Here is a 24578-nt window from a genome sequence, read left to right on the forward strand (position 1 = left end):
GAATAACAAATAAGGCCCAATATTTTGTTACATCAAATTTATTCGCGTATTACTTTTACCGTGCCGTCACTGCTCAATTTGATGATGGCAGAAGGAACCGCGTATTTTTGTTCGGGCTGCAAATTTACCACATAGTCTACACCTTTTAAAATAACTTTGTCTATTTCACCGAAACTTTTGGGCGTTGGGCGCCCTGAAATATTGGAAGAAGTAGAAACAATAGGTTTTTTGAATTTGTTGATCAGGTAACGACAAAATTTATCGGAAGCTACGCGTATGGCCAAGGTATTATCTTCGGCGATCAAGTTTTTGGCGACGCCCTTGGGATTATCGTAGACAATAGTGGTGGGTTTGATGGAAAGGTCCATGATATCATAGGCCAAATCGGGAACCTCTTCTATGGTTCGTTCGAGCATGGCATCATTGGCCACCAGGCAAATTAGGGCCTTGCTATCTTCCCTTTGCTTTAGGTCGTATATCTTCTTTACGGCCGATTCATTGGTAGCATCACAACCAATGCCCCAAACGGTATCCGTAGGGTAGAGGATGAGGCCGCCTTGTTGTAAGACGTTAATTGCTTGGTCTATCTCCTTTTGCATTTTCATCAAAAATTAGACTTCTAATATTATATTCCTTTTCAAGCTGTGACCATTGTTTGGTATTTAGGTCTTTGCCTAAATTTATTTTTTTTAGTGATACCTTTTGGGTATTTCCAATAGGTATCGGGTCTTTGGGTTTTAGGGTCGCTTCTACAGATAGTGTGCCCTTCAAAAGGGCCATAGCTTTAAACCAAAGGTCGTCTGCTTTTGGGGTCAAGGCCATAAACTTATCCGGGTCGGTAGCATCTTTGTGCAGGGAGTTTGGCGGATATAAGATTCCCCATGCGCCAATAGGAACCATTACTTTGTTATTGAGTTTTTCTGAATGTTTCCACTCTTTGAAGGGTTTGTGATCTCCCCTTTCGTCATAGCTTAAATTTACGGTGCGATTGGCTATGATATGCTTTGGGGCCCTTAGATGTTCATTGTATAAAAGTTCGATCAAATTCTTTCGATACATTAAATCGTCATCTACGGTAATAATTGTTTTCTCCGGATATTCAACAAGGGAGTGTATCAGCTTTCTATGGGATGACGTTAGATCTGAAAACCGGATCTCAAATCTGTGGCCAATTAAGGCTTTGAGTTTTTTAGGAATGGCATTCTTGAGGTCATTATTAAGCCAAAGAACAATTTTTTCGGGAAGCATAGACTGATTTAAGATGCTTTTTATGACCAAATGAAGGGTGTTTAATCTACTAGGTATTGAGGTTAAGGAAACAATTACCGGTACAGTCCTTTCCCTGAGATGATCCGAATCGGCTACATTGAATTTTTTTAAGGAGAGTTTGACCGAAGTGTAAATGGAGATTGGTAGTTCTTTGACGAGTTTCATAAATTACACATTTAAGCAAAGCCTATAAAATTGGCTCTGGTAATTTAATATAGTTTCCGAAAATGGTATTGTATTCATCAGGGAAAAAGTCTAATCTTCCATCCCCAGGGTAAAATGTCATTTCACCAAAAATAATTTTCCCATCGAGGTTATAGAGGTCAACACGTACAAAAGGGAAGTCAAAGGCCAGGGTTCGTGCGATTTCTATCATCTTTTCAAAATTGGGAGGTTTGGGAAGTTCATCCTCCAATTGTTGAATATGGGCACGTCTAACGGGTAGTTTGTTCCAATCTATATCATAATAGGCCCGTTTTAATGTGCTACCGCGATCTATATCTATATTCAAGAATTTGGGTTCTCCGTTAAAACAGAAAAATTTATAGTCGTTAATGTCTTCTTTGCCCAACTCCACTAGGTATTTTTCGACGATTATCTTGGGCTCGACGTTCTTATAAGCCCACTCTAAGCCACCACGCCAATATTGATTTTTTCGAATCCACTTATGGAGTAATAGTTTGGTTTTTCGTTTGTTAAGTTTTGTTTTGTCATTGACCAAAATATTAAAATGAAAACCATGTGTGGCCTTTATGACAAATTGTTGGGGCAGGGCGTCAAAATTTATTTCACTCGGCTTTTTATAAACACCAATAAGTTCGTTAAGGTATTGCTCACCAATTTTGTCCTTGACATATTCACGAACGTCATATTTGTCTACTAGTTGGGTTAAAAGATCTCTTTTGTAGTAAACTTTAAGCCATTGTATTTTCTGGTTGAACTCTATAGGCCGTTCTAAATCTAATTTCTTTCCTACGTAATATTCGTAATATGCTTTAACATATGTTGGTGGGGGTAAAAATTTTAGTTTTTTCTGAAGTCCTATCCATAATTTTCTTAGCATAGCAATACATTATTGAATAGTACAAAGATATATCTTTGTAGTTTACTATTTTTGAGCTTATGAACACCAATGTAGATGAAAGTGTAAAAATCTCTATAATTATCAGTACCTATAACGCCGAAGAGTGGCTTCAAAAAGTGTTATGGGGTTTTAACTGTCAGAATTATAAGAATTTTGAAATTGTTATAGCAGATGATGGGTCGGGTCCTAAAACGAAAGCCCTCATTGACTTAATGAGGGAAGAAGTCTTCTACCCGATAGTACATGTATGGCAAGAAGATGATGGCTTTCAAAAGTCTAGAATACTTAATAAGGCCCTGGTAAATTGTAAGGGGGAATATATTATTATGACCGATGGGGATTGTATACCAAGGGAAGATTTTGTGCATGTGCACTATCTGAATAAGAGTCAAGGGTACTTTATTTCAGGAGGGTATTACATGTTGCCAATGAATATTTCCAAATTAATAACCAAGGAAGATATAGAGGCGCAAAGTTGTTTTGATATTAACTGGTTGAAAGAGAAAGGTATTCCGAAGACGTTTAAAAATAATAAGCTAACGGCTAAAGGGTTCATGTCTAGAATGTTGAATATAATCACCCCTACTAAAGCCAGTTGGAATGGTCATAACTCTTCAGGTTGGAAGAAAGACATTCTTAATGTGAATGGTTTCGATGAACGTATGCAGTATGGTGGCCAGGATAGGGAACTGGGAGAACGACTCTTTAATTTTGGAATAAAATCCAAACAACTAAGGTATAGTGCGGTATGTGTGCACTTAGACCATAAACGAGGGTATAAAACCCCTGAGTCAATTGCCAAGAATGTTAAAATACGGAAGGAAACAAGAAGTAAAAAATTGGTATGGACACATTATGGCATTACCAAATAGTATGCTAGTTCGTTCTTTTTTTCCAGACGTTTCAGTTCTCTACAATACTCCAAAACACCTAAGGCGTTTAAGTACGATATTGTAATTCCCTTTTTACCATCAAGGAAGCCTAGGCGTAAAAAATAATGATTAAAGAATTTCCAAAAAGGCTTAACCATCATTAATAGATAAGTGAATTTTTTTTCTCGGTAGAACGACTCTTTAGCCTTGAGCCGACCATATCGAAGCATTTTCTGTTTGTAATCCTCATAGTTCTTATAACAGAAATGGATTAATTTTTCATTGAAAATGCCAGATGCCCCGTTTACTTCGAGGGTCTCGTGCACAATTTTTCTATCAGAAAACCTCGCTTTACTTTTTCTAAAAAGACGATAATTTTTGTCCGTTTGCCATCCGCTAAAATTTAAAGCCTCGTTTTGAAACATAAATTTTCTGTAAAACCAAAAAGCTACATTTTCCGTATTGCCGTTCAGCACTTCTTTGATTTCATTCTTTAATGGTTCGGTAACAACTTCGTCGGCATCTAAAAACAAAACCCAATCATTGGTGGCTTGCTTTAAAGTGTAGGATTTTTGCGAAGTAAAATTCGCGAAAGGATGTTGAATGACCTTGACCTTAGGGTGAGCTAAAAGATATTCGTAAGTACCATCAGTACTGTAAGAATCGACTACGATAATTTCATCGGCGAATTCAACGGACTCAATACACTTTTCAATGTATCCCATTTCATTGTAGGTGATAATTAAGGCGGATAACTTTTCTCTTTCTTTTATCATTGCAATTCGTTTGGGTAGGGTTCGGTCTTCTTTTTAGTAGATTAAAAAGTTCGGAAAGGGTTGCGTTTCCGAACTTTATTAAACTACCACCTTCTTATAACAATTAAAAAACAAAAAAATTATGTTTTATGAAAAAAAACCTTTATACCGCTACATCATATTCGCGCAAAGCATCGTTTAGAGAGGTCTTTTTATTGGTACTCTCTTTTCGTGTGCCAATGATCAAAGCACAGGGCACTTGAAATTCGCCAGCGGAAAATTTCTTGGTATAGCTCCCTGGTATAACAACTGAACGGGCAGGAACCCTACCTTTAATTTCTAGGGGCTCGGTGCCGGTTACATCTATAATTTTGGTCGATGCTGTAAGAACCACATTAGCGCCCAATACAGCCTCTTTCTCTACTCGAACGCCTTCAACTACAATACATCTAGATCCTATGAATGCGTTGTCTTCTATGATTACCGGGGCTGCTTGTAATGGCTCTAAGACCCCGCCAATACCCACACCTCCACTAAGGTGAACGTTTTTGCCTATTTGTGCGCAACTTCCAACGGTGGCCCATGTGTCGACCATAGTACCTTCGTCTACATAAGCACCGATATTTACGTAGCTGGGCATTAGAATAGTGCCGGCAGAAATGTAAGCGCCATGACGGGCAACGGCGTTAGGTACTACGCGAATACCTTTCTCTTGGTAACCTCGTTTTAAGGGAATTTTATCGTGGTATTCGAAAATTCCCGCTTCAAGTGTTTCCATTTTTTGGATAGGAAAATAAAGAACGACGCCTTTTTTTACCCATTCGTTGATCTGCCATCCGTTTGCCGTTGGTTCGGCACAACGTAATTTACCCTGGTCCAAAAGGTTTACGACTTCTCTGATGGCATCTTGGGTAGCCGTTTCCTTTAAAAGTTCTCTGTTGTCCCATGCTTTTTCAATGGTCTCTCTTAACTCGGTCATTTTTTTGTAGAATTAAATGTTATCGATGGCGCTAACGTTGCGCTACATGCCAATTTTTGTTTAGTATTACATAGGCCATTTAGTGATTTACGGTCACCCATGTCTTTTTGAAAGTGCAAATATACGGGCTCAAATATGATTTCGGGATTCAAATTTACGGTTATAACAATTTATAGGTTATTTTTGCAAAAAATAAATGAGGAGGTGGGAAGATTGTTGGCATTGGATTATGGAAAGAAACGAACGGGAATCGCCGTTACCGATGAGCTACAACTGATTGCCTCTGGTTTGACGACGGTGCCTACTGCCGAACTTGTAGACTTTTTAAAAGATTACGTACAGAAAGAAAAGGTAGATAGGTTTATTGTGGGCGAAGCGCGCCAGATGAACAATGAACCAAGCGAGTCTGAAGCTTTTATCGTTCCATTTTTAAATCGTTTGGCCAAGGTTTTTCCGCAAATTCCTATAGAACGCCAAGACGAGCGTTTTACCTCAAAAATGGCTTTTCAGACCATGATCGATAGCGGCCTTAAAAAGAAAAAACGTAGAGACAAGGCACTGGTTGATGAAATCAGCGCAACGATTATCCTACAAGCCTATTTAAATAAGATATAAATGATTTTACCCATTGTTGCGTACGGAGATCCCGTATTACGAAAGGTAGGTACCGACCTGCCCAATGATTATCCGAAGCTGAAAGAACTCGTAGAAAATATGTGGGAGACCATGTACAACGCCAACGGTGTTGGCTTGGCCGCTCCACAGATAGGCCTACCTATCCGATTGTTTATAGTCGACACTACTCCTTTTTCAAAAGACGAAGACCTTTCTGAAGAAGAGCAGAAGCAGTTGAACGGATTCAAAAAGGTATTTATAAATGCCCAAATTGAGGAAGAAACGGGTGATGAGTGGGCCTTTAGTGAAGGATGCTTGAGTATTCCTGATATCCATGAAGACGTCAAGAGAAAAGATACGGTGACCATAAGCTACGTTGATGAAAATTTTAAGGCGCATACCGAAACCTATGATGGACTTCTGGCTCGGGTCATTCAACACGAATACGACCATATTGAAGGCATATTGTTCACCGACAAGTTGTCGACCTTAAAGAAGCGCATGCTAAAGAGTAAATTGACCAATATTTCCAAAGGAAACATTAGGGCCGATTATCGTATGCGTTTTCCGAACCTAAAAAAAGGACGTTAAAATTTCATTGTAATCCGTTGAAAAGTGCAATATTTGCGCTCCTAAAATGTAAATTTTTATATGAGTTTAGATAAGATCTTGTCCATAGGAGGTAAACCAGGCCTTTACAAATTGGTAACCCAAACCCGTACGGGATTCGTAGCTGAATCGCTTATCGATAAAAAACGCATCTCCGTTGGAATGCGTAGTAACGTAAGCATTCTGTCTGAAATTGCAATTTATACCTTGGATGAGGAATTGCCCCTAAGGGAAGTGTTCCTAAAGATACAGGTGAAGGAAAAAGGGGGTAAAACTTCAATTGCCCATAAAGCCGAAAAAATTAAGTTGGAAGAGTATTTTTTCGAAATTCTTCCGAACTACGATGAAGATAGGGTATATGCCAGCGATATTAAAAAGGTAATACAATGGTACAATATACTTCATGATAACGGTATTACCGATTTTTCAGGGGGTAAGAAAGAAGGTACTGAAGAAGAATAAGCTATTCTTACCATAATAGTTTGTAATATAAAACCCTCGTTCAGAGGGTTTTTTCATTTTCAGTCTCTAAAAAAGCTAGATATGTTATAATATTTCTATGTAAGATAAAACTTATTTTACATGAAGGAATATATTGCAATTGCCTGAATTACAGTTTTTTCCATATTTTCTTTGTTATATTATCGTTACCTTAGCTAGTAACTAGCCAATCCAAATACGACCAAATTACATGTTCTGTTTAGTATATACGTCTATTGCGAATATTGATTTTGGAACACATGAAATTCAAAAATTGCTCGAAAGGGCGAGAGATTTCAATAAGCGCAACCATATTACGGGCTGTTTGCTTTTCTATAAAGACCGATTTGTGCAATACTTAGAAGGTGAAGAGACCGTTGTTAGAGAGCTTTTTGAGAGAATCAAGAAAGATTCTAGGAACCGAGAGGTAACCCTGTTATCGGAAAGCAAAATCCAAAATAGGGAGTTTGATAGCTGGAGTATGGCTTTCGAGCACCTCAAGGCCGAGAACAGCAACCTTCAATATTTGAAATTGTTGGTAGGTACCTTTTTTGAAAATCCTGAGAATTCATTATCTCCTAACCCCACGTCCATTGAGTTTTGGAAGGCCACTAAGCTATTATTGGAGACCAAATACGCCAGTAAAAACGACTAAGCGGCAGTAGTGCCTCAAGGGGTGGTGCATACTTGCATGTTTCAGGGCATATCCCTTATATTTCTTTCGATTACGGTATAGAAAGACCAATTCAGTATAACTATGGCGTACCCTAATTACAAATTTTTCTAGTGCCTGTGTGATTAACGACTTTGACCACATACGTGTCCATATCTGATATTTTCTCAATTTAACATTTAAATAGGGAAAGAATAAAGGAAGGGAGCCATAGCTTTCTTTTTTATGAAAGTATGCTGTGATTTAAGCTGTTGTTTATTAGTGTTTTGTGTTTGATTTTGATCTTGCTTGGTGTTTTTCGTCTACAGCTAATCGTTGCTCACCTTTAGCTTTTTGCTTTATATCTTCTCTTCATTACTATTTTTTGTAAAGGACTGTAAATTAGCGGAATAAGTCGATTGTGCTTTGTCCCAAATAAGAAAAATATGATGAAACCTACTACTACAATTAATAACGATTTAAAGAGTGCCTTTTTCGAAAATGCGTATTCTCCTTTTGTTATTCTCGATGACCAAATGAATTTTGTTGATGTTAATCAAGCATCTATAGCTACATTGGGAATTCCCAAAGAAAATTTTATCGGAAGAAATTTATTGGACATATTTCCATATCTAAAAGACACGGAGCGTTACGATTCATATAAAGAAGTACTTAAAACGGGAGTGCCGGCGGGATATGATGAACTATCCTTCGTAAAGGACAATATTGAGTATAAGTGGATGGTCAAGGCTTTCAAGATTGGAGATTATTTAGGGATTTCTACGCGTGATATAACCAACTTGAGTAACACCATAGGCCAATTGAAAATGGCACAGCATTCTTTAAAGGATGTGAATGTAAACTTGAAAAGGAGGAATAAAGAGTTGGAAGAGTTTTCCTATGTAGCCGCACATGACTTGAGGGCTCCACTTACCAATTTAAAGAGTCTTTTTGAAATGTTCTTAATGGCCGGGCCTATTTCTGATGAACTGTCACCCATAGTTGTCAGAATGCAATCGGTGACCAAAATTATGTGTGATAAGATTAGGGCCTTGAATGAAGTCATTGCGGTGAAATCCAATTTTAACGGGAATCATGAAAAAGTGGTTTTTTCCGAGGTGGTGGCCAAGGTTAAGACCGGGCTTTCCGAAGATATCATTAAAAGTAGGGCTATTATCAAGGAAGACTTCTCGGGTTGTCCATCTATTAAACATAGTCCTATCCACATAGAGAGTATTGTTCAGAACCTTATGTCCAACGCCCTGAAGTATCGACATCCTAAGCGAAAGCCTATCATTAAAATATCGGCGAAAGAAGTTCAGGGTAAGGTACACTTGAGTTTCAAGGATAATGGCCTAGGCTTTGATCCTGCGTTGTCGGATAAAATTTTCGGACTCTTCAAAAGAATGCATACACACGTTGAAGGCTTAGGTATAGGTCTTTACATTATTCACTCTATCGTCACTGAAAGCGGGGGTGAAATCGAGGTCGAAAGTCAAGTGAACAAGGGATCTGAATTTAAAATCCAATTTTAGCAACAAGTAAAATCCATGAAAATGATTCGAATATTGATTATCGAAGACGACGATGTTACCAACTTTATTACAGAAACCAAGTTGAACGAAATAGGACTGTATCATATAGCCATTGTAACCAATGGCCAAATGGGAATAGACTATTTAAAGGGCAACGATTGTCCGGATTTAATTTTATTGGACATAAATATGCCAATTCTAGATGGTTGGGAATTTCTTGATACTAAAAATAGATTGGGTTTGTGTCCAAATGTTCCCATCATCATAACCACTTCATCGGGACGACCGGAAGATAGATTTAAGGCGACCACTTTTAAGGATATCTATGAGTATTTGGTAAAACCCGTGAATTTTGATGTTTTACAACGCCTACTTTTAAACTTGGAAAAAAAGAAACTTGAATGTTAGCTTCATTTCCGTTTTCAAATTTTTCACCTAGAATAGGATAAGCTGCTTCGATTAAAAATGGGTCAATCTTTTTTGATTTCCTTATAGGTATATTGGCTTTTTTTCCAATCGATTAATGGGGAGGGATAGTATTTTACGTTCATTCGATCCAAGAAGGGGGCCTGCTGGGCTAAACGGACTTTATATTTTTCCCAATCGCGGTTTTCGGGCGTTGACCAACTCAATTCGGCATAACCTATGGCCCGCGGAAATGCTAAGTATTCAAGCTCGTCAATGTTACTAATGGTTTCCGACCATAAGGGGGCTTCAATGCCTAAAATATTTTTCAGGGGTACGCCTTCATAGGTTTCGGGAGACCATTTATAGGCCGTATCCGTGGGGATATAGGCCGCCCAGTGCAGTCCGTGTTTAGATAGGCTGTCGTATTGCATGTCGAGATAGGCCTTTTTTGCCGGAGACATAATAACTTTCATTCCTTTTTCTACGGCTAGGTCGGCATTTGCTTTGCTTGACCAAAACTGGGAAATTGAGGTGGAGTCTATATTTGCGGTAGCAACCTCATCCCACCCGATCATTCGCTTGCCGTATTTCTGCACAATTTTTTCTACTTTTTCAACAAAGTACACATAGTCTTTTTTCTTGGTAACATGGCTTTCGTCTCCACCGATATGAAAATAGGGACCGGGGCTTATGGCGGAAATCTCGCGTACCACATCGTCAATAAAGGCATAGGTAGTATCTTTTCTTGTATCGAAGGTGCTGAAACCAACTCGCATACCCGTGTATAGTTTTACCTCTTTGCCATTTCCGTTTAAGAAAGGGTATGATACGGAGGCTGCATTCGTATGTCCTGGCATGTCGATTTCAGGTACGATGGTCATATGCCGTTGGGCGGCGTAGTTGACAATATCACTATATTCTTCTTGCGTATAGAAACCTCCTGATTTTCCTCCTACTTCGGTGCTTCCCCCTACCTCCGTGAGTTTGGGCCATGATTTGATTTCAATGCGCCAACCTTGGTCATCGGATAAGTGTAAGTGCAAGACGTTGTATTTATAATAGGCGAGAAGGTCTATATATTTTTTTACATCTTCTACACTAAAAAAATGACGGGCTACGTCAAGCATACTTCCTCTGTACTCAAAAACGGGATTGTCGATAATTTTCCCGGTGGGAATGTTCCATACTTTGTACGGGGCAACGGTATCGTTCGGTATTTCCGGTATGATTTGACGAATGGTCTGTACCCCTCTAAAAGCACCTGTTGAGGTATTCGCATTTAAAATTATGGAGTCTTTAGTGATGTACAGTTGGTAGGCCTCGGGGGCGTTCAATTCTAAACTGTCGGACCGGTTGATGTAAATAACACCTTCGCGTTCTGGAGTATCTTCCGTATTAACGGGGATATCCAAAGAAGTCTTGGCGTGTATTTTTTCGGAAAGAAATTGACCTACTTCGGCAAAACCATCGGCGTTTTCCGAGGTATATATGGCGGTAAACTTATCTAAGGCAAAACCTGAATTTGTAGGAATGACCTTCATGGGCATCGGAATCATAGGCTCTACGGCCAAATCGGTCTGCGGTAGGTTCAAGACGCGTTTCTTTTTTTCTGGTTCGCAAGAACATAGCGCCACGAAAATACACGTGATAAACAATGCTTTGATCAAGTTAGATTTCATCGAAGTAGTTTTTATGGGTTTAAGATATTTCGTGTCTAATTGAGGTAATCTTTTAACACGGAGTACCATATTTCATATCCTTTAGGGTTCATGTGCAAGCCGTCTTCCACAAAAATATCCTGCTTCACCTTTCGGCCGTCGAGCATAGGCTTCCAGACATCGACATATTGCAAACGGCCGTCGGTATATGTCATTTTTTCCATCTTTCGGTTCAGCCTTTTATATTTCCTTCTTAGTTTCCAACGGGCCAAACTCGGTTTTGCGGAGATAAAAACGATCTCGGTCTGTGGATTTTCCTTAAAGATACTGTCTTTGATCGCTGTTAGGGTACGAATAATATCTTTTGGCCTTTTTTTGTTTTGGATGTCATTGTCCCCTTCGTATATAAAAACTTTTTTGGGATGGTAGCGTAGAATAAGGTCGTCGGTAAATTGAAGTAAATCTATAGCCTGCGAGCCACCGAATCCTGAATTGATGATCTGATGCTCGGGAAAGCGCTCTTGAAGGTCTTTCCAGACACGTATACTGGAACTTCCGGTAAACACGATACTCTCTTGTGAGGAGTCATAAAGGCTGTCGTATTTCTGTACAATGGCCTCTACCTCTTTGTTAAAAGCATTTTGGGCATGTAGGGAAAAGCTCGCTAAAAGGAATATGATAAGGGGTGTTTTCATTTCTTTTAATTGGAAGTTGAGGTGATTCCTTGGGCAACGGACCATTCATAAAATCGTTGTATCCAATGATCGGCCGGTAAACCTTGTTTTTTTAGGCCGAAGCCGTGGCCGCCTTTGGCGTACATATGTAGTTCCGGCCGTTGACCGGCTTTGATCCAAGAATTATATATTTCAATGCTCCCCGGTGCAAGGCCCAATGGGTCGTCACTGGCACAGATAACAAGCATATCTGGAGCATTTTCCGGGGCTTCCTGAACAGGGTAGGCACTTGTCCATGCGTATACAGGAACGATAAAATCGGGTCTGTCTTTGGCTTTGTAGTTATAAGCTACGCCCATGGTCACGGCGCCTCCCGCTGAAAAGCCCATAAAGCCTATTTTGTTCGGGTCTAATTGATACTTTTTAGCATTCTCCCTAACATATGAAACGGCAGAAAGTCCATCGGCAATGGACAGGGGGAAAACGGCCGCTATTTTTTCGGTTATGCGGGATGGATCGGTTTTGCTTTCGGTACTATATTCTTGAACGGCATCTTGGCCCGTGGGCACAAGGCGATACTTTAAGACGAATGCGGTTATGCCTTTATCGGCGAGCCATTTGGCAACGTCCCTGCCTTCGCTATTGATACTGTGGGCATACAGGGCTCCGCCGGGTGCAATTATAACGGAGGTGCCATTAGGTTTTTTAGGTTGAAAAACTTGAAGCGTAGGAGTTGATACATTGGTGACCACTTCTGTTTTCCATATGTCTGAAAAGTATTGTTTTTCTTGATGCTCCCATTTTACGGTCGTACTCTCTTCATAGGGCAATTCTATAAATTCCTGGGCAAAGCTGAGCTGAACAATGATCAAGAAAGAAAATACGAGACTAAGTTTTTTCATGTACTGTTGTTATTTATGGCCCTTAACAATAGGGGTATTGGATTACAGTTTAAACGGCAATGGCCAGATAGGTCAAGGCGGCTACAAGGGCACCGCACAATGGAGCTATAATAGGAATCCATGCATAACCCCAATCACTGCTTCCTTTTCCTTTTAAGGGCAAGATGGCGTGCAACAATCGCGGGCCAAAATCACGCGCCGGGTTAATGGCATAGCCCGTCGGTCCCCCAAGACCAAATCCTATGCCCATTACCAAGAGGGCTACAGGCAAAGCATCTAAGGAACCGAGTGAAATCGGTTCATCACCAAATGTACCGCCAGCAATAAAAAACACACCAAATACCAAGACAAACGTGCCTATGGCCTCGGTAACAAAATTCCAAAAAGGACTCCTAATGGCCGGAGCGGTACAAAAGGTGGCCAGTATGGCGCCTTGGTCTTCGGTCGCATCGTAATGTTTTTTGTAACTGAGCCAAACCATAAAGTTCCCCATCATGGCCCCTAAAATTTGTGCCAACATATAACCGGGAACCAATTGCCAACTAAATTTACCCGCTACGGCCAAAGCCAAGGTTACGGCGGGGTTTATATGGGCATGGCTTACATCCGCACTGACATATACTCCAATAAAGACGGCAATTCCCCAGGCTAAGGAAATACCTGTCCAACCCGTATCCGGTCCTTTGGTTCCTTTTAAAACTAGGTTGGCGACTACGCCATTGCCAATGAGAATAAGCAGGGCGGTGCCGATAAATTCATAGAGGTAAACGATCATAGTGGAGTTGTTTAGTTGGTGAAAAGATACTAAAAAAACAAAATTTTACGCTTGTTGAAGGCGAGGGATGTCAATATTGAATACGCCTTAGGTAATTAATGGATTGATATTGAGATTTTTTTTTGAAAAGGAAATCAAACATTAAATTGCTGAAGATGATGGTCTAAATGCTTGTAAAAAAGAGTGTTCCATTCTTGGGAAGTGAGTGGCCCGAAAGCATGCGATTCCTTGTTTTGAAAATGAGTGGCCCCCAGTTGTTGTGTTTTTTCCAAGTGTGCGATTAGCTTTTGTTTTTCCGCTTCAAAGTCGCGTTCATCTGCAATCAAAAATTCAGCTGCGGTACGAAGGTTTCGCTTGTAAGGTTTTGGCCCGACCACCATGTTTTTTGCGAAAAGTTTGATAATAAACTTTTTGAAGCCTTTAGGTTTCGGGTACTTGTCGGTATAGGTCATATCGTAGGCCACGTTGCAGTGGGCCATCATTTGTGCCACGTTCATCTTGCCCCATTCGTTCTGGCTTTGGGCGTTGAGGTTGTCGATGCGCGAAACGAGTTCTTGAACATCTGTGGGGTCGAATATATTTTTCATAGTGGGCTGGTTTAAAGAATAAAGACCAACAAATGAAATGGTCTGACCGAAAGATATTTAAAAAAAGTGGAACTTTTGTTTTTAGTTCGTCGGTAAAAGGGGCTTTAACTGCTTATAACGAATTAAAAGCCCGTGTTAACAAACATTTAAGATAGACATGTTGTCCACATTGGGGTCGTGTACTAGTTTTGCTTTCAGATGAAAAAAAAGGTGCTTAAATATCTTTTATCTCTTTTTGTACTACTGATAGGTGTTTGCAATCAAACCTTTGCAAATTCACTTGTTGAAGGTAGCTTTTTTGTTTACGAGAATTATTCCAACGATGCGGGCACCGACACGGTCGATACAAGTGTCAACGAATCGTTGCAACAAGCAATTTTCTGTTCCTCTTCTACCGAAAGACATCGCAGCCATAAGGTGGAATGTATCGATAGTGAGGAAGAAGAGAGTGAACCTACCGTTTTAAAAAAACAATCGAGTAAGGTTCCTTTTTTATGTTCGTTCTCGATTTTCTACAGAACAACTTACCTTTTTAATCGGGTAAACAGGCAATTTTCGCTTTACGAACACTTTACCTATTTATCTACGTATAAGGCCCTTCACCTCATATTCAGCGTTTTTCGACTGTGATAGCGTAAATCGGGTTCGGTGGTGACTATAAGCCGAACACTCTCCCTTTTTTAAGTGCGATGCGGAACAATGCACTTGAAAAACAACCATTTTAGATGTTGTAAGACATCATCATAAACCATTATCAAAACTAAAATATTAAGTTATGAGAAGAATTTTCATGCTCATGGGCTTGGCTGTGCTATTGCTTCACTCAAGTTGTAAATCGGAAAAAAAACACCAAGAATCGGAAACAAAATTTTTGGTAACCAGCCCCTTAAAGAAAGATACCACCATAATTAACGAATACGTTTGTCAAATACAGTCTATAAGACATATTGAACTCAGGTCGCAAGAACGGGGCTATCTACAAAAAGTGTTTGTCGATGAAGGCCAGTTCGTAAAGAAAGGCCAGTTACTCTTTCAAATTATGCCCAAACTATATAGGGCGGAGATGCAAAGGGCACAAGCGGAAGCCGAAGTGGCAAGAATAGAATATGAAAATACCAAATCGCTGGCAGATAGTAACGTAGTGTCACAAAACGAATTGGCCATGGATAAGGCCAAGCTCGACAAGGCCAATGCGGAATTGGCTTTGGCACAGGTGCATCTGGGCTTTACCGAAATACGGGCACCTTTTGATGGTATAATCGATCGCTTTCTTGTCAGGCCGGGTAGTCTACTTGAAGAAGGGGAGTTGCTTACCAGCTTATCCGACAATGGAAAAATGTGGGTGTACTTTAATGTTTCAGAACCCGAATACCTAGATTATAAAACCAATTTAAAGAATGATAGCAAGGCTACGGTAAACTTGTTGATGGCCAATCATAGGCAATTTGAACATCCGGGAATCGTAGAAACTATCGAAGCCGATTTCAACAATGAAACAGGTAACATTCCCTTTAGGGCCACTTTTCCGAACCCAGATGGATTGCTTAGGCACGGTGAAACGGGAAATGTGCTTATGTCGGTTCCGTTAAAAGATGCATTGATCATACCGCAAAAGGCCACCTTTGAGGTGCTCGATAAAAAATATGTTTTTGTAGTGGACGATACCAATAAGGTCGTGTCAAAAGAAATTACCATTAGCGCCGATATGCAAGACCTTTACGCCGTAAGCGAAGGCTTGAAAGAGGGCGATAAAATTTTGCTGGAAGGTTTACGTAAGGTTAGGGATAACGATGAGATATCCTACGAGTTTGAAAAGCCCGATGAGGTTCTCGCCCATCTAGAACTTTACTCTGAATAATCTAACGTAAAAAAATAGCAAGAATATGTTTAACAAATTTATAGAAAGACCAGTGTTGTCTATCGTGATATCACTGTTCATCGTGTTCTTGGGCATGCTTGCCATCAAGACACTGCCCATATCACAGTTCCCATCCATAGCACCACCAAGGGTAAATGTAAGTATAGCTTATCCTGGGGCCAGTGCCGAGGTATTGGTCAATTCGGTGCTGATTCCAATGGAGAAATCCATTAACGGAACGCCCGGAATGAAATACATGACATCCGATGCCACTAGTGCGGGCGAAGCTACCATTCAGGTTATTTTTGACTTGGGCGTAGATCCCAACCAAGCCGTGGTGAGCGTTAAAAACCGTATCGAGCAGGTCACCAGTCGTTTACCGGAACTGGTACAGCGTGAAGGTATCGTTATTTCAAAGGCACAACCCAATATGTTGATGTACGTGAACTTGTATAGCGAGGATGAACATGCCGATGAAAAGTTTCTTTACAATTATGCCAACGTAAATATACTTCCGGAATTAAAGCGAATAAAAGGTATAGGCTTGGCAAAAATATTAGGAAGCCGTCAATATGCCATGAGGGTCTGGTTAAAACCCGACCGAATGCGGGCCTATAACGTTTCCACGGAAGAAGTAATGGAAGCCTTGCAAGAGCAGAGCATTATAGGTTCGCCGGGTAGATTAGGCCGTAGTTCGGGTAAACGCTCACAATCGCTGGAATATGTGCTGACCTATGAAGGGCGGTACAACGAGCCGAAGCAATATCAAGATGTTATTATAAAATCGAATCCTGATGGTGAAATCCTGTACTTGAAAGATATAGCCGATGTTAATTTGGGAAGTGAGTTTTACGATATCTATTCCAACTTAGACGGGCACCCATCTGCGGCGATTACCTTAAAACAGACCGCGGGAAGTAATGCCAACGATGTAATTGAAGCGGTTAAGGCTAAATTGGAAGAGATCAAAGGCGATAATTTTCCTAAAGGGATGGATTATGAAATCAGTTATGATGTTTCCAGTTTCTTGAACGCCTCTATAGACAAGGTGGTGCACACCCTTGGCGAAGCCTTTATTTTGGTGGCCTTAGTGGTTTTTATCTTCTTGGGCGATTGGCGCTCTACCTTGATTCCTACCATAGCGGTTCCCGTTTCCTTGATCGGGGCGTTTTTCTTTATGCAGCTGTTCGGGCTTACGATCAACCTTATCACACTCTTTGCCCTGGTTTTGGCGATCGGTATTGTAGTCGATAACGCTATTGTGGTGGTCGAGGCGGTACACGTAAAAATGGAAGAAGACCATCTCTCTCCCTTTAAGGCTTCAAAGATGGTGGTGCACGAAATCAGTGGGGCTATTATCGCCATTACCTTGGTAATGACCGCTGTGTTCATTCCGGTGTCTTTTATGACCGGACCTGTGGGTGTGTTTTATCGACAGTTCGCCATTACCATGGCCACATCCATTGTTATTTCAGGGATCGTAGCCTTGACGCTTACTCCCGTACTTTGTGCGATGATATTGAAAAATAATCACGGGGAACCCAGAAAGAAAACCCTGATGAACCGGTTCTTAGACGGGTTCAATAAACGCTTCGATAAGCTGACGGGCAAGTATACCAACTTTCTTAAGTTGATCGTAAATCGGCGTACGGTGACTTTTGGACTATTGATCGCTTTTTGCGCGGGTATATTTTTTACGAGCAAGACCTTGCCAACAGGCTTTATACCGAATGAGGATCAAGGTATGATCTATGCTATTTTACAAACCCCTCCGGGTTCTACTCTTGAACGGACCAATGAGGTGGCCCGTAAACTGCAGAAGATAGCGGAAGAGATACCGGGTATCAGGTCGGTATCGGCCTTGGCGGGTTATGAGGTCTTGACCGAGGGTCGTGGTTCCAATGCGGGTACCTGCCTCATCAACCTTGAAGACTGGTCGGAGCGAGAAATGTCGTCTGTCGAGATCATCGAAGAGCTTGAGGAGAAAGCAAAAGATATTCCAGGGGCTACCATTGAATTCTTTCAACCACCGGCAGTGCCCGGTTATGGAGCGGCAGGTGGTTTTGCCTTGCGCTTGTTGGATAAGACAAATTCGGGCGATTATAAAGCGTTTGAAAAGGTCAACGATGAGTTTATGGCCGCATTGAGAAAGCGAAAAGAGCTTTCAGGGCTATTTACCTTCTTTGCGGCAAATTACCCGCAATACGAGTTGAAAATCGATAATAAGCTCGCCATGCAAAAAGGGGTTTCCATAGCAAAAGCCATGGACAACCTTTCCATTTTGATCGGTAGTACCTACGAACAAGGATTTGTACGTTTCGGTAGCTTTTTTAAAGTATATGTGCAATCGTCGCCCGAGTTTAGGAGGTTGCCGGCCGATGTTATGAAAATGTACGTAAAGAACGATCATGACGAAATGGTTCCGTATTCGGCTTTTATGAAAATGGAGAAAAAGCAAGGGCTAAATGAAATTACACGCTATAACCTGTATACAACGTCCTCGATAAACGGTTCCCCTGCATCGGGTTACAGTAGTGGTGAGGCCATTGAGGCCATCCAACAAGTGGCGGAAGAGGTATTGCCCCGTGGTTATGGTATCGATTGGGCCGGACTTTCAAAAGATGAGGTGGGACGTGGTAACGAGGTATTGTATATTTTCTTGATCGTACTGGCCTTCGTATATATGATCCTTGCCGCCCAGTACGAGAGCTTCTTACTGCCCCTAGCCGTTATTCTATCATTGCCCGCCGGTGTTTTCGGTTCGTTTATATTGCTTAAGATGATGGGACTGTCAAACAACATTTACGCCCAAGTGGGACTGGTGATGTTAGTGGGGCTTTTGGGTAAAAATGCGGTGCTTATCGTCGAGTTTGCCGTTCAGAAGCACCAACAGGGGCTTTCGGTTCTAGAAGCGGCCATTGCCGGGGCCAAAGAGCGTTTTAGGCCAATTTTGATGACTTCCTTCGCTTTTATAGCAGGATTGATTCCCTTGGTATTCGCTACAGGTCCTGGGGCCATCGGTAACCGTACCATTGGTTCGGCGGCAGCCGGAGGTATGATCGTAGGTACGGTCTTCGGTGTGATTGTCGTACCCGGACTCTATTACATCTTCGGTACAATCGCGGCGAAACGCAAGTTGATCAAATACGAAGATGAAAACCCATTGTCGGAAGATTACGTTGACAACGATCCTAAACATCCCTTGTTGGCAGAGTCTATAGCGGATAAATAAACCACTAACGAAATTTAGAAAAATGTATAAAAGAATAATATATATGGGTTTGGGTATAGCATGTCTATCCCTTACGTTTTCATCGTGTAAGAGCCCCGCAGCACTTCAAAAAACGGCGAATACCGCTGTCCCGGAAAGTTTTAACGGTTCGCAGGATTCAACCAATACGGCTACGGTTACATGGCGTGAATATTTTAAGGATCCCCATTTGCGCGATCTTATAGACACGGCCCTAGCCAATAACCAAGAACTGAATATTGTTTTACAGGAAATTGCTGTCGCCAAGAGTGAGGTAAGGGAAAAGAAAGGGGAGTATCTTCCCTTTGTAGGCCTACGGGCCGGTGCCGGCCTAGAGAAAGTTGGGCGCTATACCAGTCAAGGTGCCAATGATGCCAATACCGATATACGTCCGGGCGAAGAATTTCCCGAACCTCTGGGAGATTTCTTGATCGGGGCCGAGGCAAGTTGGGAAATCGATGTTTGGCATAAATTGAGAAATGCCAAAAAAGCAGCCGTTACCCGTTATTTGTCTTCCATCGAAGGACGTAATTTTATGGTGACCAATCTCATTGCCGAAATTGCCGATTCGTACTACGAATTGTTGGCCCTAGACAATCAGTTGGCGATTGTTAAGCAGAATATCGATATTCAGGGCAATGCCCTTGAAATTGTAAAGCTTCAAAAAGCGGCGGCGAAGGTAAACGAACTGGCCGTAAAAAAGTTTGAGGCCGAAGTCTTGCATACCAAGAGTTTGCAGTTTGAATTACAACAGCAAATCGTACAGACCGAAAATAAGATCAACTTTTTGCTCGGGCGTTACCCGCAACCCATTGAAAGAGAATATCAAGGCTTCGAAGATTTGGTGCCTGAAACGGTACATTTGGGACTGCCGTCGCAATTATTGGCCAATAGGCCCGATATCAAACAGGCGGAACTGGATCTAATGGCGGCAAAACTCGATGTGAAAGTCGCCAAGGCCCGTTTCTATCCTTCTTTAGGTATTTCCGCCGGTGTAGGCTTTCAGTCATTCAATACAAAGTACCTATTGGAAACACCTGAATCGCTACTCTATTCGGTAGTGGGCGATTTAACGGCTCCCTTGATCAATAGGAATGCCATAAAAGCGGCATACTATGGAGCGAGTGCTAAACAGTTGCAGGCAGTCTATAATTATGAGCAGACTATTTTGAACGCCTACGTTGAGGTCGTTAACCAACTGGCCAAAATCGATAATTTGGAAAAAAGTTATGATTTAAGGTCGAAGGAAGTAGAAGCCCTTACGGCATCTATCGATATTTCGAATCGACTATTTAAGTCGGCTAGGGCAGACTATATGGAGGTTCTTTTGACCCAACGCGACGCCTTGGAAGCCAAGGTTGAACTAATAGAGACCAAGCAAAAACAAATGAGCAGCGTGGTTAATGTATACCGTGCTTTAGGCGGCGGTTGGAACTGATTTACTCCTAATACACTTTTACTCTTAATTCAAAAAGCCATTTCGCAAATTCGTGAAATGGCTTTTTTTGATTTTGAAAAATTAAGGGTTATCGTACGCCTTGAACGGTCATTTCTAAGGTGTAGACCGAATCCATGGCGGTAATGAACAGTGTTTTTTGGTCAGCTCCCCCAAAGGTTACGTTGGCCGTCCAGTTTTCCGGTACATTAATATGTTCTATTTGCTCGCCTTTTGAATTGAATACCGTAACGCCCTTTCCGGTTAAGTAAACATTGCCGCGGTTGTCCAAGGTCATACCGTCGGAGCCCATTTCGGTAAATAATTTTTTATTGGAAAGGTTTCCGTTGGCATCAATGGTATATACAAAGGTTTTCTTTGCGCCAATATCGGCAATGTAAAGTGTTTTGCCATCCGGGGAACCAATAATACCGTTGGGTTGCTCGAATCCGTCGGCAACTATCCTTGGAACGGTACTTCCTTTTGGGAGGTAATACACCCTTCGGGCCGTTTGTTCCGGCTCCGTATGTTCCCACCAAGATCGTTTGTAAAAGGGATCCGTAAAATAAATTCCTCCCGCTAAATCGACCCAAAGATCATTGGGGCCGTTCAGTTTTTTCCCTTCGTAATCCTCTATAAGCACGGTGACTTTCTTATTTGGGGCAATGCTCCATAATTCGTTCTTTTCATCGGCAGCGGCCAAAAGGTTGCCATCATGATCAAAATAGAGTCCGTTAGACCGTCCTGAGGGCTTCATATAGTCGGAAACCGTATTGGTGCTGGCATCCCATTTGACAATACGGTCATTGGGCTGATCGGTAAAATAGACATCGCCGTTTTTGGCGACGGCAGGCCCTTCGGTAAATTCATATTCCTCCGAGATCAAGGTCAGTTGGGCATCTTTGGCGATAATTCCTTTGGGCGCATTGAGTTGAGCCTTGCAGGAAGATAGTGCCAAAACGGCGAAGACCGATAAAAGGGAGGGTATTCTAATGTTTTTCATGTTTAAAGTGCTTTTAGAAATTTCATGTTGTGCTTCATACTTTCCATAGGTGTACTAGCGTATTCTTCTTGTTCTATAAAAATATGTTTTATGCCCGAATCTGATTTGTGTTGCAGTAAGGTGGCTATATCAAGGCCGCCTTTACCGAATTCGGTACTTATTTTTTCGTGCATATTCATGTCTTTTAGATGCCATAGGGGAAAGCGTTCGGGGTATTTTTTAAAGTAATCCAAGGGGTCTTTTCCGGCAATGACGACCCAGCCCAAGTCTAGCTCCATATGAACCAGGTCGGGATCCGTATTGTCCATAAGAACATCGTAAAGTACCTCACCTTTATCGGATTCGAATTCATATTCGTGATTGTGGTAACCAAATTTTAAACCTAATTTTTCACAGGCTTTTCCGGCCTTATTGAATGCCTCGGCTACCTTTTTGTAATTTCCGATGTTTTGGCCTTTGCTCGGGAGGGAAGAGCAGATTACATATTCTTGGCCCGCTTCAACGGCTTGCCGCATGGTATCGTCAAAATCTTTATCCAAAGCCACGTGGCCGCTGCAAAGTTGCATACCCAAGCTATCGCAGGTATTTTTCATTTCATTTGGCGATAAGCCGTAGTAGAGTCCCGCTTTGCTTCGCGCCGATTCTATTTTTTTTATGCCAAGGGCCGCAATCTGTTCTAGGGTGCCCTTAGGGTCTTTGGCCATTTCGTTGCGAAAGGTGTAGAGCTGTACCCCGTATTGCTCACCGCTAGGCATGGCAAAACCGATGGAGGGTAGTAAAAGGCTTCCGGTAATGCCGAGGCTCGACCGTTTTACAAAATTTCTTCTATTGGAGTAGATCATAACTAGGTATCGATAAATCTTGGTAAAGACTCCTAAAATACTCTAAATTTTCGACACGTTAAAAGGTGGGTCTTTGTACTTTTACCGAAATTTTTGGGTATGAATACGAGAGAGCAAAAACTTCAGGCATTTGACCGTTTATTGACCATTATGGACGAGCTTCGTGAGCAGTGTCCGTGGGACAAAAAACAGACCATGCAAACCTTGCGGCACTTGACCATTGAAGAGACGTATGAGCTTGGTGATGCCATTCTCGAAAATGACCTTGAAGAGGTTAAGAAAGAGTTGGGCGATGTGTTGCTTCATATTGTCTTTTATTCAAAAATAGGAAGTGAGACCGGTGATTTCGATATCGCCGATGTTTGCAACAATATATGCGAGAAGTTGATCAACCGTCATCCCCATATTTATGGAGATGTAAAAGTGACCAGTGAAGAAGATGTAAAACGAAACTGGGAAAACATCAAACTCAAAGAAGGCAAGGGGAAAACAAGCGTTTTAGAAGGTGTTCCCAAAGGTTTGCCCGCATTGGTAAAGGCCAGTCGCATTCAAGACAAGGTAGCCGGGGTTGGTTTTGATTGGGAAAAAACCGAACAGGTATGGGAAAAAGTTCAGGAAGAACTCGGTGAATTACAAGCGGAAGTAAAAATAAACGACCAAGATAAAATGGAATCGGAATTTGGGGATGTCATGTTTGCCATGGTCAATTACGCCCGCTTTCTTAATATCAGTCCGGAAAACGCATTGGAGCGTACCAATAAAAAGTTTATTGGCCGTTTTCAGTACTTGGAGGGAAAGGCCAAGGAATTGGGGAAGGAGCTTAAGGAAATGACCTTGGCCGAAATGGACGTTTTTTGGGAGGAAGCCAAACAGGCACAATAAAAAATAACGCAGTAAACAAGTACAATGAAACCGTTGAAAAAACACTTCGTTTTGTACTTGATTCGGATTAAATACAACAGTTTTGTTTCAGCAATACACTAAAGAATTTAGATATAACATAAAGCTCTCCGTACCCGTAATTTTGGGAATGTTAGGGCATACCTTTGTGCAATTGGCCGACAATATTATGGTAGGGCAATTGGGTACGGCAGAGTTGGCGGCGGTTTCATTGGGCAATAGTTTTGTATTCATAGCCATGTCATTGGGTATCGGTTTTTCCACGGCCATAACCCCTTTGGTGGCCGAGGCCGATGGTGCGGGTAATAAGGAGAATGCCAAAAAAGCCCTAAAGCATGGCTTGGTCTTGTGTACGCTCCTTAGCCTGATGTTGTTCGGGGTGATAATGTTCGCAAAACCTTTGATGTACTCCATGAAGCAGTCTGAAGAGGTGGTGGCCTTGGCCATTCCGTATTTGGATTTGGTGGCCTTTTCACTGGTGCCGCTCATTATTTTTCAAGCCTTTAAACAATTTTCGGAAGGACTCTCACAGACCAAATATCCCATGTATGCTACGATTATGGCCAATGTGGTGAACGTAATTATAAACTACCTTTTGATTTTTGGGTCTTTTGGTTTTCCAAAAATGGGTATTGTTGGTGCAGCCATCGGTACCTTGGTATCACGCTTTATGATGGTGGCCTATATCTGGTACCTTCTTAAGAGTAAAAAGAAATTTCACGATTACGTAACCGGGTTCAATTTTAGAAAAATAGAAAAAAAGGTCATCAAAAAAATTGTAAACCTTGGCTTTCCTTCGGCCTTACAAATGTTTTTTGAGGTAGCCATCTTTACGGCGGCCATATGGTTGAGTGGTGTACTAGGGAAGAACGCCCAGGCGGCCAACCAAATTGCCCTTAACCTGAGCAGTATGACCTTTATGTTCGGAATGGGGCTTGGTGTAGCGGCCATGATAAGGGTAGGTAACCAAAAAGGCTTACGCAATTTTATGGAACTTCGCCGGATTGGAAGGTCAATATTTTTGCTGACCCTTTTGTTGGAAATACTTTTTGCAGGCCTATTTCTTCTCGGGAGACACTGGTTTCCCACTTTGTACCTTGATTTAGACGATGCAATGAACATTGCCGATAATACGGAGGTGATCGTTCTTGCTGCGGAATTATTGCTGGTTGCGGCATTTTTTCAAATATCCGATGGAGTACAGGTGGTCGTCCTCGGTGCCCTCCGCGGATTACAGGATGTAAAGATCCCAACACTGATTACCTTTATCGCTTATTGGGCCATTGGTTTTCCCGTTAGTTATTACTTGGGCCTACATACCGATTTAGGAAGCATAGGAATATGGGTAGGATTACTTACCGGACTTAGTGCATCGGCCGTTATGTTGTATCTTCGCTTCAATTATTTGACCAAAAAGTTAATAGTAAATTCATAAG

The 24578-nt window shown here is 41.5% G+C and carries 25 protein-coding genes; 13 read left to right on the top strand and 12 right to left on the bottom strand.

Annotated elements, in window-relative coordinates; genetic code table 11:
- Positions 1 to 38: 38 nt before the first annotated feature.
- Genes BW980_RS15845 through BW980_RS15855 form a run of 3 tightly spaced genes read right to left on the bottom strand, consistent with a single transcriptional unit; the run spans position 39 to position 2332 of the window.
- Entirely contained in the window at positions 39 to 599 is a 561-nt protein-coding gene (locus tag BW980_RS15845; RefSeq protein WP_076456298.1) for an L-threonylcarbamoyladenylate synthase, read from the bottom strand.
- Positions 571 to 1434 carry a glycosyl transferase gene (locus tag BW980_RS15850; protein ID WP_076456135.1) on the bottom strand — a complete coding sequence of 288 codons (864 nt, stop codon included), beginning with the start codon at positions 1432 to 1434 and terminating at the stop codon, positions 571 to 573. Before BW980_RS15850 ends, BW980_RS15845 begins: the two co-directional genes overlap by 29 nt.
- Positions 1435 to 1456: 22 nt before the next feature.
- A complete protein-coding gene (locus BW980_RS15855; protein WP_076456136.1) occupies positions 1457 to 2332 on the bottom strand; it encodes an ATP-grasp fold amidoligase family protein in 876 nt (291 codons plus the stop codon).
- A gap of 59 nt (positions 2333 to 2391) precedes the next feature.
- On the opposite strand from BW980_RS15855, the gene BW980_RS15860 reads away from it, so the two are divergent.
- Positions 2392 to 3225 (top strand): glycosyltransferase family 2 protein, encoded by an 834-nt coding sequence (locus BW980_RS15860; RefSeq protein ID WP_076456137.1) that lies wholly within the window; start codon positions 2392 to 2394, stop codon positions 3223 to 3225.
- On the opposite strand, the gene BW980_RS15865 is transcribed toward BW980_RS15860, so the two are convergent.
- Both BW980_RS15865 and BW980_RS15870 read right to left on the bottom strand, forming a co-directional pair.
- Positions 3207 to 4001 (bottom strand): glycosyltransferase family 2 protein, encoded by a 795-nt coding sequence (locus tag BW980_RS15865; protein ID WP_076456138.1) that lies wholly within the window; start codon positions 3999 to 4001, stop codon positions 3207 to 3209. The two genes, BW980_RS15860 and BW980_RS15865, sit on opposite strands and share 19 nt — an antisense overlap.
- Positions 4002 to 4143: 142 nt before the next feature.
- Positions 4144 to 4959 (bottom strand): 2,3,4,5-tetrahydropyridine-2,6-dicarboxylate N-succinyltransferase, encoded by an 816-nt coding sequence (locus BW980_RS15870; RefSeq protein ID WP_076456139.1) that lies wholly within the window; start codon positions 4957 to 4959, stop codon positions 4144 to 4146.
- A gap of 204 nt (positions 4960 to 5163) precedes the next feature.
- Here BW980_RS15870 and ruvX point away from each other — a divergent pair, with 204 nt between their 5' ends.
- The 6 genes from ruvX (at position 5164) to BW980_RS15900 (ending at position 9258) form a co-directional block, all read left to right on the top strand.
- Positions 5164 to 5574, top strand: coding sequence for a Holliday junction resolvase RuvX (ruvX, locus tag BW980_RS15875; RefSeq protein ID WP_076456299.1), 411 nt, complete (start codon positions 5164 to 5166; stop codon positions 5572 to 5574).
- On the top strand, positions 5575 to 6165 hold the full coding sequence (def, locus tag BW980_RS15880; protein ID WP_013994247.1) for a peptide deformylase: 591 nt from the start codon (positions 5575 to 5577) through the stop codon (positions 6163 to 6165). It abuts the gene before it with no gap.
- Between the two features lie 60 nt (positions 6166 to 6225).
- Complete coding sequence (locus BW980_RS15885) at positions 6226 to 6645, top strand: DUF5606 family protein (protein WP_076456140.1); 420 nt, start codon at positions 6226 to 6228, stop codon at positions 6643 to 6645.
- A 229-nt stretch (positions 6646 to 6874) separates the two neighbouring features.
- Positions 6875 to 7318: a BLUF domain-containing protein gene (locus BW980_RS15890; protein ID WP_076456141.1), complete on the top strand. Its 444-nt coding sequence runs from the start codon at positions 6875 to 6877 to the stop codon at positions 7316 to 7318.
- Positions 7319 to 7761: 443 nt separating this feature from the next.
- On the top strand, positions 7762 to 8850 hold the full coding sequence (locus BW980_RS15895) for a sensor histidine kinase (protein WP_076456142.1): 1089 nt from the start codon (positions 7762 to 7764) through the stop codon (positions 8848 to 8850).
- 21 nt (positions 8851 to 8871) lie between these two features.
- Complete coding sequence (locus BW980_RS15900) at positions 8872 to 9258, top strand: response regulator (RefSeq protein ID WP_245800071.1); 387 nt, start codon at positions 8872 to 8874, stop codon at positions 9256 to 9258.
- A gap of 62 nt (positions 9259 to 9320) precedes the next feature.
- On the opposite strand, the gene BW980_RS15905 is transcribed toward BW980_RS15900, so the two are convergent.
- The 5 genes from BW980_RS15905 to BW980_RS15925 form a co-directional block, all read right to left on the bottom strand.
- Positions 9321 to 10937 carry a family 20 glycosylhydrolase gene (locus BW980_RS15905; protein ID WP_076456144.1) on the bottom strand — a complete coding sequence of 539 codons (1617 nt, stop codon included), beginning with the start codon at positions 10935 to 10937 and terminating at the stop codon, positions 9321 to 9323.
- Positions 10938 to 10972: 35 nt separating this feature from the next.
- The gene (locus tag BW980_RS15910; RefSeq protein WP_076456145.1) at positions 10973 to 11611 is read right to left on the bottom strand and encodes a GDSL-type esterase/lipase family protein; all 639 of its coding nucleotides are present in this window, start codon (positions 11609 to 11611) and stop codon (positions 10973 to 10975) included.
- Between the two features lie 5 nt (positions 11612 to 11616).
- Complete coding sequence (locus BW980_RS15915; RefSeq protein WP_076456146.1) at positions 11617 to 12492, bottom strand: alpha/beta hydrolase; 876 nt, start codon at positions 12490 to 12492, stop codon at positions 11617 to 11619.
- A 49-nt stretch (positions 12493 to 12541) separates the two neighbouring features.
- On the bottom strand, positions 12542 to 13267 hold the full coding sequence (locus BW980_RS15920; protein ID WP_076456147.1) for an MIP/aquaporin family protein: 726 nt from the start codon (positions 13265 to 13267) through the stop codon (positions 12542 to 12544).
- A 134-nt stretch (positions 13268 to 13401) separates the two neighbouring features.
- Entirely contained in the window at positions 13402 to 13854 is a 453-nt protein-coding gene (locus BW980_RS15925) for a DUF1569 domain-containing protein (RefSeq protein WP_076456148.1), read from the bottom strand.
- 198 nt (positions 13855 to 14052) lie between these two features.
- Here BW980_RS15925 and BW980_RS15930 point away from each other — a divergent pair, with 198 nt between their 5' ends.
- From BW980_RS15930 to BW980_RS15945, 4 genes are all read left to right on the top strand, one after another.
- Positions 14053 to 14484, top strand: coding sequence for a hypothetical protein (locus BW980_RS15930; protein WP_076456149.1), 432 nt, complete (start codon positions 14053 to 14055; stop codon positions 14482 to 14484).
- Positions 14485 to 14629: 145 nt separating this feature from the next.
- Positions 14630 to 15712, top strand: coding sequence for an efflux RND transporter periplasmic adaptor subunit (locus BW980_RS15935; RefSeq protein ID WP_076456150.1), 1083 nt, complete (start codon positions 14630 to 14632; stop codon positions 15710 to 15712).
- Between the two features lie 25 nt (positions 15713 to 15737).
- On the top strand, positions 15738 to 18944 hold the full coding sequence (locus BW980_RS15940) for an efflux RND transporter permease subunit (protein WP_076456151.1): 3207 nt from the start codon (positions 15738 to 15740) through the stop codon (positions 18942 to 18944).
- 22 nt (positions 18945 to 18966) lie between these two features.
- The gene (locus BW980_RS15945; RefSeq protein WP_076456152.1) at positions 18967 to 20400 is read left to right on the top strand and encodes a TolC family protein; all 1434 of its coding nucleotides are present in this window, start codon (positions 18967 to 18969) and stop codon (positions 20398 to 20400) included.
- Positions 20401 to 20488: 88 nt separating this feature from the next.
- Here the strand turns inward: BW980_RS15945 and BW980_RS15950 are convergent, their stop codons facing one another.
- Positions 20489 to 21400, bottom strand: a complete 912-nt coding sequence (locus BW980_RS15950; RefSeq protein ID WP_076456153.1) for an SMP-30/gluconolactonase/LRE family protein — start codon at positions 21398 to 21400, stop codon at positions 20489 to 20491.
- Between the two features lie 2 nt (positions 21401 to 21402).
- Entirely contained in the window at positions 21403 to 22242 is an 840-nt protein-coding gene (locus BW980_RS15955; RefSeq protein ID WP_076456154.1) for a sugar phosphate isomerase/epimerase family protein, read from the bottom strand.
- A 99-nt stretch (positions 22243 to 22341) separates the two neighbouring features.
- On the opposite strand from BW980_RS15955, the gene mazG reads away from it, so the two are divergent.
- Positions 22342 to 23124, top strand: a complete 783-nt coding sequence (gene mazG / locus BW980_RS15960) for a nucleoside triphosphate pyrophosphohydrolase (RefSeq protein ID WP_076456155.1) — start codon at positions 22342 to 22344, stop codon at positions 23122 to 23124.
- Positions 23125 to 23206: 82 nt separating this feature from the next.
- On the top strand, positions 23207 to 24577 hold the full coding sequence (locus BW980_RS15965) for an MATE family efflux transporter (protein ID WP_076456156.1): 1371 nt from the start codon (positions 23207 to 23209) through the stop codon (positions 24575 to 24577).
- Position 24578 lies beyond the last annotated feature (1 nt).

Source organism: Zobellia uliginosa, from assembly GCF_900156625.1.
Classification (GTDB): Bacteria; Bacteroidota; Bacteroidia; order Flavobacteriales; family Flavobacteriaceae; genus Zobellia; species Zobellia uliginosa.